Here is a 13659-nt window from a genome sequence, read left to right as displayed (position 1 = left end):
GAAAAATGATCAGATATATATTTCTGATCATTTTTCATATACTTTCTGAACAACTATCTCTGTCAGACAGCGTAGTTTCTCTCGCCAAAGATACCGGTGCCTACTCTTACAAAGCTGGCACCCTCTTCTATGGCTACTTCGTAATCCCCTGTCATTCCCATTGACAGAGTATCCATGGCTTCCTTAAGCTCCAGGCTCTCATTGGCCTTATTCATAAGCTCTCTAAGGCCTCTGAAATACTTCCTGTTTGATTCGGGATCATCTGTATAGGGAGCAATGGTCATCAGGCCTCTGATACGTATATGCTCCAGATCCTTTATGCTATCTATAAATGCTATTGCATCTTCAGGTGAAAGACCGAATTTGCTCTCTTCACCTGCCATATTCACTTCGCATAGAATGTCAGCTCTAAGGCCCTTTGCAGCATATTGCTTTTCAATCTCCAGGGCCAGCTTCATATTATCAACGGAATGGATCATATCCACCATTCCGGGCAGATATTTGACCTTGTTATTCTGCAGGTGGCCTATCATATGCCAGCTGAGCTTCTCAGTGATCTCAGCTGTCTTGGTCCTTAGCTCCTGAACCTTGTTTTCTCCAAAGACTGTGATACCGCAGTCCATAGCCTCTCTGATATCGCTTACGGGCTTGGTCTTGCTTACTGCAATAAGAGTGACTTCTTCTCTCTTTCGTCCTGCTCTCTCACAAGCCTTTTTTATTTTTTCTTCTACTTGGATCAGATTCTCAGATATATGACTCATTGTTTATTTTCCTTTCTTTCACTAACAATAGTTTAACACATGAAATCAAGTATAGAACCGCTTTTAAGGATAATTTAAGCTTAGCAGATTATATTATGACCTTGTAGTATTTAACAGTATTTGGTAAAATTATTTGGCAGGTTTTACGAAAAAATTGATAGACCGCAGGAATCATCTATTAAGACGGTCGGAAAGAGTAGACAATAATGAAAAGAAAAATAGCTTCTCTTCTTATCGCAGGACTGCTTCTAACAACATTCACAGCTTGCGGAGCAAAAGAGGAAGAATCAGAGATCGGTTCTTCTGCAGTTGAAGTAATGCCCCCTGTTGAGGAACCCGCAGAGGAAGAGGTAACTCCCGAGGATGAAGAAATTGTGACTGAGGATGAAACTGCTGCATCAGCAGAGATCCCCGAAGGAATGTATCTCTCTGAGCTTACAGGTGAGCCTATTGATGAGGCTCTTAAGGATCAGCGCCCCATCGCAGCAATGGTAGACAATGAAAAGACAGCACTTCCCCACTTTGGAACAGCTGAAGCAGATGTAGTATATGAGCTTATGAACAGCACAGCCAACAACCGCATCACACGTCTGATGTGCCTTGTTAAGGATTGGGAGAAGATCGACCAGCTGGGCTCCATCCGTTCCACCAGACCTACCAATATCGTTCTGGCTGCTGAATGGAATGCAGTACTCTGCCACGATGGTGGTCCTTTCTATAACGACCAGTACTTCCAGCAGAAGCTTTACAAGGATCACTTCTCCGGTATCTTCTCTCGTGTTGCCAACGGCAAGTCCAGAGAATTTACAGAGTATATCGTATCCGGAGACCTGAATTCCGCATTCAAGAACTCCAGCATCTCTACAACATATAATGAGAACAGATTTGCTGATGAGTCACACTTCAATTTCACACAGTACGGTACAACAGTTGATCTGAGCACCATGGGCACAGTATCTGATGTTACAGAAGTAGATCTTCCCTTCAAGCACAATGAGTCCAAGCTGAAGTACAATGAGTCTACCGGCAAGTATGAGTATTACGACTACGGCTCACTTCACCAGGATGGCGAAGACAGCGAGGCTCTTGCTTTTACCAATGTCATCCTTCAGGATACAAGCTTTGCACAGCTTGATAAGAACGGCTACCTGGTATACAACTATCTCAACGTTGACCAGCCCGGCTACTATCTCACAGGCGGCAAGTGCATCCCGATCAAGTGGACCAAGTCTTCCGAGACTGATCACACAAGATACTTTGATCTGAGCGGCAATGAGCTTACCATCAACACCGGCAAGACTTATGTAGGTCTCATCCCCGGCGATACATGGGATCAGGTTGTTTTAAAGTAATCATTTAAAGATGCAAAAGCGCTTATAAAAAGAATAAAACGAATCAAAAAAACAGACATGTACAGTATTCCTGCTGCATGTCTGTTTTCTTGTTTATTGCTTTTTTCTGATGCGATGCTTTTGAGGTCTTATAGTGATCTCGGGCAAGGTCACACCATCAGGAAGGTCAAGGACCACTCCTACCATACGGGCTACGTCTATGGGATCAAGCCCTGTACCTTCTTCGCTATCCGCCTCAAAATCTGCATTCCTGTATAGCTCTGTCCTGGTCATATCGGGCATAATGCTGGTCACCATGACGCCGCACTTCCTGGCCTCCTCAAATATGCTCCTGCCAAATGATAAGAGTCCTGCCTTGGTAGCACCGTAAGCTGCTCCATGAGGATTGGCAAAAGATGATCCCGTTACTGAAGAGATATTGATGATCAGGCCTCCCCGCTTCTTAAAATCCGGAAGGAAGCGCCCTGTAAGGACTATAGGGAGCTCTAAATTGGTCTTTATCATCTCCCTGATGCCATCTGCCTTTAGCTGCTCGTGAAGACCGTAATAAGCACAGCCTGCATTATTGACCAGCATATCTATGCTGGCCTGTTTTCTTATAAAGTTCACACAAACTTCCGTCTCTTTATCATTTGTCAGATCACAGGTCACGCCGTGAAACAATGGGTCCTTAATAAGGGAAGGTGCCGTTTTGGTAAAATCTCGCCCTATTCCATAGACCTCTATCCCTCTTTCAACAAGCAGTGCGGAGATAGCCTCTCCTATTCCCTTGGATGCTCCTGTTACCAGTGCAGTTTTGATATTCATAAATAGTCACGATTCCTTCCATCTGAATATTTGCGCTCCCTGACAATGCTCAAGGATGCGTTCCTTAAGGTATCCCTCCATCTCATCAGTAAGAGCCTGAGGATAATGATAGTAGCCATCAGATAGCTCAAAGGGATACTGTACCACCGCAGAATATGGCAGTGACCTGCGCATCCTTTTAAGATACTCCTCAGATATGCGAAAGCTCCCCACGCTAAAGTCTCTCACCCTGTCAAAGTCCACCAAAGACGCCGCCTCTTCTATCATGTCAGCATAAGCTTTTTTCCAGCCGGGGATATATATCATAGGATCAAAGCAAAGGCGCACGCTGTAGCCTTTATCAAGGCCTTCCGAGGAAGCCTTAAGCCTCTCACGCAGCCCCTGGCATCCGTGTTCATAGTCCCCGGCTATCTCATCAGGAGACAAGGTATATGCAAAGATCACCCTGTCGCAGGCAGGCAGCCTGTCCCAGAGATCCCTCCTGGCACATTTGGTCCTGATCTCAATGGTCAGATCCTCATGCATAAGGGTAAAATCTATCCACCTGGCAATATAGCCTGTAATATCTTCCACTGCCATAAGGTCCGTATCATAAGATACTGACAGGTATACAGGAAAAGAGCCAAGCAGCTCTTCTACAGCCGCAAATATGTCATCCAGATTGATAAAGAGGACCATATTGCCCGAAGGATACATACCTTTAAGATAACAATATTCGCAATCATATATACAGTTCATCATCACGGAAGTATAGTAAAAGTGTTTATTTCCAAAGTTTTGGCATACAGGTGCTCCGTCGTATACCAGCCTTCCGCTCTTTTGTGCAAGGATTAGGCTCCTTGCCTTTCTCTGCACGCTGCCGTCTTGCCTTTTCCTGTTAAATATATCCTTGTAATGATCTATCTCTATCACTCCTGCAGCAGGAAATCTCTTTATGATCCTCTCTGCCTCCGGACTCCTAAGGAGCTCTTTTTCAACATATATATGATGAAAAGCAGGAAGGACTATATCACTGCTTTCGAAGGCAGCTCTATTATCATTCACATCCATATACCACGCCTCTATTCATGCCAGGATCCGCTTCCTTAGATCATCCAGTATCTTCTTGCCTTCCCTTCTGTCTTTGGCATCAAAATACCCTTCCTCCAGCAGCTTATCCAGCTTATCTCCCGCATCTTGAGTAGACAAAAAATAATATCTCACAAGCTGCCTAAGCTGCCTGTCCATGGTCACAGAGCACTTAAGAAGACCGGAGAGCTTAGCTGTGATCTCAAGATTTCTTCCTTCGCCATAGTATGCAGCTCTCCCCTTAATCTCTTCATACCGGCACAAGACGTCCACAAAGGCTGCTGTTCTAGCTGAGCTCTCTGTCATTACTGCAGCCAGCGTATCTCTGCTGACAGCCGGATCTCCCATGTCAGATACCACTTTGATGAAATGCAGCCTGTCAGGACCTATGTAATGAGACGCAGCTTCATATATAGCTGCAGCCTCCATATCATGGAGCACAGGCAGAGACCTGCATGGCATCTGCTCCTGATCAGATCCCCCGGACATATCCTGATGGCTATCAGATTTATTGATCAGAGAAGGGCTATGCTGCACCTCTTTGTCTTTAAATATCTTGGGACTGCTATACAGCACCGCATCAGGATACTCTGACCTTATTATCAGATCAGGATAATACGTCCTTTGTGTAATATCATCCACTATCCTGACTATCCTGTAGATTGAGGACACAGCCATGCCCTCACCGGCAGCAGAGCCATAGTTCAATAGCTGAACATGGGACAGCTCCTCCCCGGATAACCTCCCCAGGCAGTCGCCAACAGCAGCTGCTGCATTTACAGGTCCCACCCCGCTTATTATGAGCAGAATATTTTTATCACTATTACTATACCTTGCAAATGCAGAGGGCTCTGATTCTTTTTTGAGTTTTAGTATTCTTATGAGTTCGGCAGCCTCTATGAACAGGGCTGAAAATATCACTATCATAATCGTCCTTAATCGTGCTGATTTCCGATTGCTTCTATAAAGCAGACAGCTTCATCCCGTGCCTCCTTCGGCAGATAAAGCTCTTGAATCTATTGTATCAAATGTATTATAAATATTGCGCAGTGTAGAAGGTTTTTTCCTCGTTCGCCACACTCCAAATGGTGTTTTACTATATTCTTCTTCACAGCCTTCCTTCATTACGCCACACTCGAAAGAACTCCGGGCTTTCAGCCCGTTCAGACAACTTTCTCGTGGGCGCTTGAAGGCTGTGAATGAAGAATAAGTAAAAACAACCATTTGAAGTGAATGCTCACTGCGGCAAATAATCTTCTGCAGCTGCGCATTTTTAACAATGAATAAAGGAAAACAAGAAATAGCATCATGATACCTGATCACTGATAAGGTTACCCGGGCCAAATATCAGTATTTCCAACAACCGCAGTAATTTCTGAAAACTGGATTTTTTTGAACAATCCCATTTTGTATCGTTCAAATATTTTAACCTTATAATCATCTTTATGTTCCAAGCTGACTACAATCGAATCAACATTATTCCCATTTTCATCCTGAATAACAGCATTCCATGCGATTGCGCTGGCTTTTATTAACTGCTTTTCAGCTTTATTCTTATGTATTTGAGTAAGAGCATCTATTATGAACTGAGATTCAGGATGTTCACTTTCCTCTTTGCATGATGTAAATGATATATTTCCATCATTATCCATTACAGCTCCAACAGGATAAAACTCTTTATACTTCTGTAGTAGTTCTTGAACAAAAGGCAATATACTTCCTAATAACACTTCACATTCATCTTTGGCGCTCATAATTCCCCCTTTTTCTAAAAGAAATGCCGGCGCAACGCGCCGGCATTTCTTTTAAGTTAACCCGGAGGTGCCGTTTCCTGCTTTTTGACTCCTAGCAAAAGCCAGGTGGGTTACCGCAACCGAAAGCCGCTGCCTTCCTCTGCCGTGGCGATTCTACATAAGCAGAAGCCGGAGGCGTGACATAAAGTTCGGTGATATAGGAGTCCCGTTTAAAGTAACTGTAGGTTCAAAAATATACAGGATTGTCGTACATCCCAGGCAACTATTCTATCTTTATTAATTATTATTATAGACATATACGGCAAAAAAGCAAGATGGCTTTCACCCTCTAATATCCATAACATTCAAAACACAACCGCTCGTCCACAATTTCTGATGGAAACAGGTTGCTGCAGAAAACTATTTTCTGACGTGAGCATTCACTTCAAATGACTTATATTCTTGGAATCTTTATCCAAGAATATAAATTTTACAAATTCTTCATACGCAGCCTTCAAAGCGCCCACGAGAAAACTGTCTGAACGGGCTGAAAGCCCGGAGTTTTTTCGAGTGCGGCGCATTGGAAAGAAGGCTGCGGAAGAATTTTGTAAAATGTCATTTGGAGTGCAGCGAACAAAGAAAATAGCTTCTGCAGCACCGTAATCCATCAAATCTCCCTTGTGGCACTCTTTAGCCAGTCCTTGATCTCCTGGTCCACGATAAGAGGTGATACCTTCTCCCATACCTGCTTGTGGTAGTCATTGAGAAGCTTCACATCACGCTCTTCCATATATTTCTTGTCTATAGCGTCCAGATCGATGGGTGCATAGGTGAGATGAGCAAATTTCAGGAATTGACCGTCTGTATTCTTGCCGGCCTTTACTACCTCAATAATATTCTCGATACGGATACCGTGACTGCCCTCCTTGTAGACACCGGGCTCGTCAGATACGATCATGCCGGGCTGCAGAGCAGCATCATTAAGGCCGGGTCTCATAGCCCAGCGTATATTGTGAGGCCCCTCATGTACATTGAGCATATAACCTATACCGTGGCCTGTACCGCACTTGTAATCAGTTTCAATATCCCAAAGGGGACTACGGGCCAATATATCCAGATTGCGACCTGTACAGCCTTCAAGGAAGGTTGCAGCAGCCAGCCTTAACATCCCCATACAGCTCCTGGTATAATGTTCCTTCACCTCTTCAGAGATAGGTCCCAGCACCATGGTCCTGGTCACATCAGTGGTACCACCCAGGTATGTGGCACCTGAGTCTACCAGCAGCATGCCCTCGGCCTTAACCTCGGCATGATCCTCCCTTGTAGCTTCATAATGCATCATAGCTGCATTGGGTCCATATGCTGATATGGTAGGGAAGGACAGCTCTATAAAGCCGGGAAGCTGAGCTCTCATATCATCAAGCTTCATAGCCAGGCTGTATTCATCCATGGGCTCCTTGCCCACATTATTCTTAACATAATATATGAAGCGGCAAAGGACTGCACTATCCTTCAGATATACCTCACGGATATTCTTCAGCTCTGTCTCATTCTTTACAGCCTTCATCAGCTCAGTGGGATCAAAATTATTGACCTTTTTATATGAGCCGGGATTAAGCCCCTTATCCAGAGCCTTGTCCATGGCATAGCTCACATTACCCTTATTTACCAGCACGTCTCCGTCATAGTCATAATTTTCCAAAAATGTACTGATCTCACTATAGTCGTGAACAGTAAAGCCATGCTCCCTGCAATAGTCTGAGACTTCTTCTGTCATCTCACCGCTTTGTACAAAGAAGTGGAAAGCATCAGGGGTGATAAAGGCATATGACAGAGCTACAGGATTGCACTCCACATCATTACCTCTAAGGTTAGTCAGCCACATGATATCATCCAGCTTACAGATGAGATGATCCTTAGCTGACAGCTCCTCCATCTTCTCTCTCACTTCGCTAAGCTTTTCTTCAAAGCTCTTGCCGCACAGATCTGCAGGCACCAGATAGAGAGGGTGACTGGGAAGGGCCGGTCTGTCAGCCCATACTTCAGCTGCCAGGTCCTTATCATATACTACAACGCCTGATTTAGCTGCAAATATACTCTCATAGCCTGCACCTTCTGCAGAAGGGACTACTTTGCCATCAAAGCCTATCTTAGATCCGCTTGCAGCATTTTCAGTCAAATACTCTTTGATAGTAGGTACGCCTTCATTACCCATTCTATAGAGAGTAACTCCTGTGCCTTCCAGCTCCTTTTCAGCCTGGATGAAGTACCTTCCGTCTGTCCAAAGGCCTGCCCAGTCCTGAGCTACTACTACTGTTCCATTGGATCCGGTAAAGCCTGTAAAAAACTCCCTGGCCTTGAAGAAATCAGCCGAATATTCGGAGTTGTGATAATCAGAGGTAGGCATAAGATAATAATCAATGCCATACTCCTTCATCTTACTCCTGAGAGCAGCCAGACGCTCTCTGATCTTTGTGTTTTCCATAAATAATATCCTCCGGATAAATTATTTCGTAAAATAAGGCCCCACAAAACGTGGGGCCTTTATTATATCACAATTGCACTTCCAATAAACTCCCTGGTCTATTATAACAAGCAGAGACATACTTATCTTGAACTCTTATCATAAGGAATTCCCTCTGCCTTGGGTGCCCTTGAGTTTCTGGATGTAAATGCCAATACCAGAAGCGAGATGATATAAGGCATCATGTTATAGAATGAGCTGGGGATGCCCAGTGCATAGAGGAAATCAAAGCCTGAATACACGTTGGACAAAGCTCTGAAGAAACCAAATAACAGAGCTGCAAGAGCTATGATATGAGGCTTCCACTGACCAAAGATCATAACAGCAAGAGCCAGGAAACCAAAGCCTGCTACGCCCACTTCAAATTTCCACTCACTAACGCCGGCAGTGATATATACAATGCCGCCCAGACCGCCGAACATACCAGAGATCAGAACTCCTGCCCAGCGCATCTTGTTAACACTGATACCTACAGAATCAGCTGCCTGAGGATGCTCACCGCAGGCCATAAGCCTAAGGCCGAATTTGGTCTTATAAAGGACCACATAAGCCAGGATAAGAGCAATCACTGCCACCAGCATAAACCAGCTAAACTGGAAGGAACCGATGTTCCTGTTCAGTGCCTTTTTAGCATCAATATAAGCTACTGTAGTAGATACATTGTTAGGATTCTCAGAAGTATTGATAGTCTTAACAATAACTGTAGCCATAGCTGCAGCCAGCATGTTCATGGCTGTACCTACCAGAGTCTGATCAGCCTTGAACTGGATACTTGCAAAACCAAGGAGGCATGAATAGAGCATGCCGCTGAGGATCGCAATAAGGATAGTAACGATAACTACTACAAATGCACTAACATTTCCTGCTGCATAAGCCTGATTAAAGCTCTTAAGAGTAAGAGCTCCGCCCAGAGCACCCATTACCATGATGCCTTCAAGACCCAGGTTGATGACACCAGAATGCTCGGAATAGCAGCCGCCCAGGGCTACAAGCATAAGAACGGAAGCAAAGAGCAGTGTGTACTGGATAAGTAGTACCATTACTTATCACCTCCCTTCTCTTCTTTTGCATCAGCTGATGATGCATTTTCCTCGCGCTGTCTCTGGAGCCTTAGCTCCTTCTCAGCCCTGGCCTGGAGCCTTAAGTTGATGGCATACTTAAAGAATAGAACGAAGCCGCACAGATAAATGATGATACCTGAGATCAGGTCTGATATCTGTGAAGGATAGATATTCTTGTCAAGTCTTGCACCACCACTGGTGATGTGCTGGATGAAATATGAAGCAAATACAGTACCTACGGGATGGAGTCCACCAAGGAAGGTAGCCGCAATGCCATTAAAGCCCATTGCAGGAACACTGGACATTGTAGTAGTCCACTGCTCATAGCCTGTCAGGAACTGGAATGCAGCACCTGTACCTGCCAGCGCGCCGCCTATCACAAGAGTCAGGATAATGTTGGTATTCTCCTTCATACCTGCATATCTGGCGCCCTGTTTATTGATACCTGTAGCCCTGAGCTCATAGCCAAATACTGTCTTCTTCTGGATAACCCAGATAACTATGGCAATGATAACAGCAAGAGGAATAGCTATGGTCACATGAGTATTATTGGAGAAGAACTTCTCCATACCCAGTGTAGGCATCAAAGCTGAAGTATTCTCCTTGGCAAGGTCCAGTGTATAAGGGCTTGTGGTCTCCTTAACACCTGACAGGAGCATATTTACCAGATAGAGACCTATCCAGTTGAGCATGATACCTGAGATAACTTCATTAACATTACGGAAAGCCTTGAGGAAGCCTACGATAGCTCCGTAAATGCCACCTGCGCACATAGCAAAGAGCACACATACAAACCAGGGCATATGCCAGCCAAGTGCGGCATATAAGCTGGCTCCGGCACCTACTACATACTGACCGGCAGCTCCGATATTGAAGAGACCTGCTTTGTAACAGAACTGAACGGACAGCGCACACATGATAAGAGGTGCGGTCTTGATCAGGGTATTACCCAGGTTTTTTAATATCAGCTTCTTGGATGAAAATGTAAAATAGTTCTTGATAAGTGTGGTAATAGCCTCATTGGCTCCCTTGGCGTTGATCACAAGAAGTACTATGTAACCAATGAGCATTCCTATTACGATACAGAGAACTGATGCTGCTATAGACTGGAAGGTCTCATTAGCTAGTATGGATTTCTTCTGTTTCATACCTTAACTGCCTCCCTCCTGGCGCCGGACATGTACAGACCCAGCTCCTCTCTATTTGTTTTTGCAGGATCAAGCTCACCTACGATCTCGCCTTCATACATAACAAGTATCCTGTCTGATACACTGAGCACCTCTTCAAGTTCAAGAGATACCAAAAGGATTGCCTTGCCGGCATCACGCTGAGCAATCAGCTGTCTGTGGATATACTCAATAGCTCCCACGTCCAGACCTCTTGTAGGCTGAACAGCAATGAGAAGATCATGTTCCTTGTCCATCTCTCTGGCAATGATAGCCTTCTGCTGGTTACCTCCGGACATGCTCCTTACTATGGTAGCAGTGCCCTGTCCTGATCTTACGTCGTATTGATCTATAAGCTCATTGGCATAGGCATTGATCTCTTTTTCCTTGAGGAAGCCCAGAGCATTACGAAACTTAGGTTCAAAATATCTCTGGAGCACCAGATTATAAGCAAGGGAATAATCCAGTATCAGACCATGCTTTTGTCTGTCTTCGGGAATATGACTCATTCCGGAAGTACTCCTGCTCCTGATGCTGGCCTTTGATATATCCTTACCGCAGAGGTTGATGGAGCCGCCTACTATAGGCTCAAGACCTGACAGACCATATACCAGCTCTGTCTGACCATTGCCGTCGATACCGGCGATACATACTATCTCGCCTCTTCTTACGTCAAAGGATACATTCTTTACTGCATTGTTATGATGAAGCTTGGATGCAACAGACATATCTCTTACAGACAGTACTGTTTCTCCGGGCTTTGCTTCACCCTTGGATACTACCAGCTGAACATCACGGCCAACCATCATTCGGCTGAGCTCTTCCTTTGTAGTATCTTTGATATCAACTGTTCCGATGTATTTACCTCTTCTGAGTACGGAACATCTGTCTGCTACTTCCATGATCTCATTGAGCTTATGAGAGATGAAGAGAATAGACTTGCCCTCTTTGGCCAGATTCTTCATGATCTGCATCAGCTCATCTATTTCAGAAGGTGTCAGAACAGCGGTAGGCTCATCAAAAATGAGAATATCGTTGTCCCTGTACAGCATCTTGAGGATCTCAGTCCTCTGCTGCATACCAACCGTAATGTCCTCAACCAGAGCGTCGGGATCTACCTTGAGACCATACTTTTCAGACAGCTCCATGACCTTTCTTCTGGCCTCAGCCTTCTGAAGTATGCCGTTCTTTGTAGTCTCAACACCTAATATGATATTATCCAGAACACTGAAGCACTGCACCAGCTTAAAATGCTGATGCACCATTCCTATACCAAGGTCATTGGCAATATTAGGATTGGTGATCTTTACTTCTTTGCCATCCTTTTTGATAATACCTTCTTCTGCCTGATAAAGTCCGAAAAGGACACTCATCAGTGTACTCTTGCCGGCGCCATTTTCGCCCAGCAGAGCATGGATCTCCCCCTTTTTCAATCGCAGCGTGATGTTATCATTGGCTACGATTCCAGGAAACCGCTTTGTAATGTTCAGCATTTCAATTGTGTATACGTCCTGCATGCTGAAGTCTCCTTTACATTTTTTAAGCCTTAATTAAAAGATAATACCCTTTATACCATCTTTTTATATTTTAACATAAAGCAGCAAAAATAGCTTTATTTCATCAATTTCTAATCGTCAAAAAAAGTGCCGGAAACAAATATCGTTTCCGGCACCGCTTTCATCTGTAAAACAAATTACTTAAGGTTGCCCTGGAAGTTGATAGCTACATTTTCAGCTGTAGGCTCTTCAGCAGAAGTGTCATTTGATACAGAGATCTTGCCGCTGTACATATCAGCAACAAGTGCCTTGTAATCATCTTCTGTGAATCCATCAGTATATACTGTAGAATCTGCAAGGCTTACATAGTTAAGGGAGAGATCATCGCCGCTTACCAGACCAAGGTTCTGGATCTGTCCGCCGAAGTTGTCCCACTCACCGTTCTTGATAGCCTCAAGAAGAGTGTTAACTGTTGCTGCAAGACCCTTACAAGCAGATGTGATAGTGATGCCATCGCCGTAACCGCCATCGATTGTAGCCTGCTGGTCTACGTCAACACCGATAACCTTAGCGCCAACCTTAGCTGCTGCTTCAGCTGCTGATGTGTAGATACCGCCGCCGCAAGCAAATACAACTTCTGTGCCGCCCTGGTACCATGTGTCCATAGCGCCTGTGATATCAGCATCGCCGAAGAACTGGTTACCATAAGCATAGTTCATGGATACATCAACACCCAGCTCAGCAGCTGCTGCATCTGCCCCCTGTACGAAACCGTAGCCGTAACGCATAACTGCTGGAACAGCCATACCGCCAAGGAAACCAAGCTTTGTATAGCCCATCTTTACAGCTGCATATCCAGCCATGTATCCGGGAAGCTCTTCCTGGTATACTGCTGAGAATACGTTAGCTTCGGAGAACTCTCCACCGTTCTCTGTATCAAGATCATACTGAGAAACGTCAAGAGCTACGAACTTAACATCAGGATACTCAGAAGCTACGTTAACGATAGCGCCTGCAAAAGCGTATCCGGGCATAACGATTACATTGTAACCGTCATCAATAGCCTGTTCGATAGATGTAACACGATCATCTGTAGAATCGCCTTCAGGCTTGTAGTATGTGAAATCAATAGAATCGCCACAGTATGCCTGGCATGCTTCGTATGTTGTCTGGTTGAAAGACTGGTCAGTGATATCACCATAGTCTGTGACCATAGCAACACGCATATCAGTCTCTTCCGTAGCATCGTCAGCTACTTCCTCTTCTGCCTCCTGGGCATCCTCTGCTACCTCCTCGGCAGCTTCCTGTACATCTTCTACTGCTTCCTGTACATCCTCTGCAGCGGGAGTCTCCGGCTGTGAAGAACCGCAAGCTGCAAGACTCATTGTCATAGCAGCTGCCATTGTAGCAGCCAGAATCTTCTTCATCTTTTTCATAATCCTTCCTTTCCTGAGCATATTATGCCCACCTCTGCTATTCCTATCTGTTCTTAATAAGGGGAGAACAGATAAAAACACATTGTTTGGTCAATATTAATTCTTTGACCAATTATTTATTATACAGTAATTTTCAGAATATCGAAACAAAAAATTAATAAATTCCTGTCGTCATTTATGATAGAATAATTATATATTTTATTCTAGCGGCGTAGAAATCTCTTAAACACGCCATTTTCAACCATTTAGATTCTA

At 44.5% G+C, this 13659-nt stretch carries 12 protein-coding genes and 1 other RNA gene; 1 reads left to right on the top strand and 12 read right to left on the bottom strand.

Features of this window, described 5'->3' with window-relative positions:
- Positions 1-62: 62 nt before the first annotated feature.
- A complete protein-coding gene (locus tag G636_RS0116500; RefSeq protein ID WP_026508964.1) occupies positions 63-761 on the bottom strand; it encodes a YggS family pyridoxal phosphate-dependent enzyme in 699 nt (232 codons plus the stop codon).
- Positions 762-967: 206 nt separating this feature from the next.
- On the opposite strand from G636_RS0116500, the gene G636_RS0116495 reads away from it, so the two are divergent.
- Entirely contained in the window at positions 968-2113 is a 1146-nt protein-coding gene (locus tag G636_RS0116495) for a DUF3048 domain-containing protein (protein WP_026508963.1), read from the top strand.
- A 93-nt stretch (positions 2114-2206) separates the two neighbouring features.
- On the opposite strand, the gene G636_RS0116490 is transcribed toward G636_RS0116495, so the two are convergent.
- The 11 genes from G636_RS0116490 to G636_RS0116445 form a co-directional block, all read right to left on the bottom strand.
- A complete protein-coding gene (locus tag G636_RS0116490) occupies positions 2207-2920 on the bottom strand; it encodes an SDR family oxidoreductase (protein WP_026508962.1) in 714 nt (237 codons plus the stop codon).
- 6 nt (positions 2921-2926) lie between these two features.
- A complete protein-coding gene (locus G636_RS0116485; protein ID WP_051227102.1) occupies positions 2927-3970 on the bottom strand; it encodes an SPL family radical SAM protein in 1044 nt (347 codons plus the stop codon).
- Between the two features lie 15 nt (positions 3971-3985).
- Entirely contained in the window at positions 3986-4915 is a 930-nt protein-coding gene (locus G636_RS0116480) for a hypothetical protein (RefSeq protein ID WP_026508960.1), read from the bottom strand.
- Positions 4916-5319: 404 nt separating this feature from the next.
- Positions 5320-5742: a hypothetical protein gene (locus G636_RS0116475; RefSeq protein ID WP_026508959.1), complete on the bottom strand. Its 423-nt coding sequence runs from the start codon at positions 5740-5742 to the stop codon at positions 5320-5322.
- Between the two features lie 54 nt (positions 5743-5796).
- Positions 5797-6006, bottom strand: a non-coding RNA gene (gene ssrS, locus G636_RS20150) — 6S RNA.
- A 155-nt stretch (positions 6007-6161) separates the two neighbouring features.
- The gene (locus G636_RS0116470; protein WP_026508958.1) at positions 6162-6389 is read right to left on the bottom strand and encodes a hypothetical protein; all 228 of its coding nucleotides are present in this window, start codon (positions 6387-6389) and stop codon (positions 6162-6164) included.
- Positions 6389-8206, bottom strand: a complete 1818-nt coding sequence (locus tag G636_RS0116465) for an aminopeptidase P family protein (RefSeq protein WP_026508957.1) — start codon at positions 8204-8206, stop codon at positions 6389-6391. The genes G636_RS0116470 and G636_RS0116465 overlap by 1 nt, the downstream gene beginning before the upstream one ends.
- A gap of 122 nt (positions 8207-8328) precedes the next feature.
- Entirely contained in the window at positions 8329-9285 is a 957-nt protein-coding gene (locus G636_RS0116460) for an ABC transporter permease (protein WP_026508956.1), read from the bottom strand.
- Positions 9285-10454: an ABC transporter permease gene (locus G636_RS0116455; RefSeq protein ID WP_026508955.1), complete on the bottom strand. Its 1170-nt coding sequence runs from the start codon at positions 10452-10454 to the stop codon at positions 9285-9287. Before G636_RS0116455 ends, G636_RS0116460 begins: the two co-directional genes overlap by 1 nt.
- A complete protein-coding gene (locus G636_RS0116450) occupies positions 10451-11989 on the bottom strand; it encodes an ABC transporter ATP-binding protein (RefSeq protein WP_026508954.1) in 1539 nt (512 codons plus the stop codon). Before G636_RS0116450 ends, G636_RS0116455 begins: the two co-directional genes overlap by 4 nt.
- A 176-nt stretch (positions 11990-12165) precedes the next feature.
- Complete coding sequence (locus G636_RS0116445) at positions 12166-13404, bottom strand: BMP family lipoprotein (protein WP_026508953.1); 1239 nt, start codon at positions 13402-13404, stop codon at positions 12166-12168.
- Positions 13405-13659 lie beyond the last annotated feature (255 nt).

The organism is Butyrivibrio sp. MC2013, from assembly GCF_000424585.1.
Classification (GTDB): domain Bacteria; phylum Bacillota; class Clostridia; order Lachnospirales; family Lachnospiraceae; genus Butyrivibrio.
Note: the sequence above shows the minus strand (reverse complement) of the source record. Positions and strands in the feature narration are given on the sequence as shown.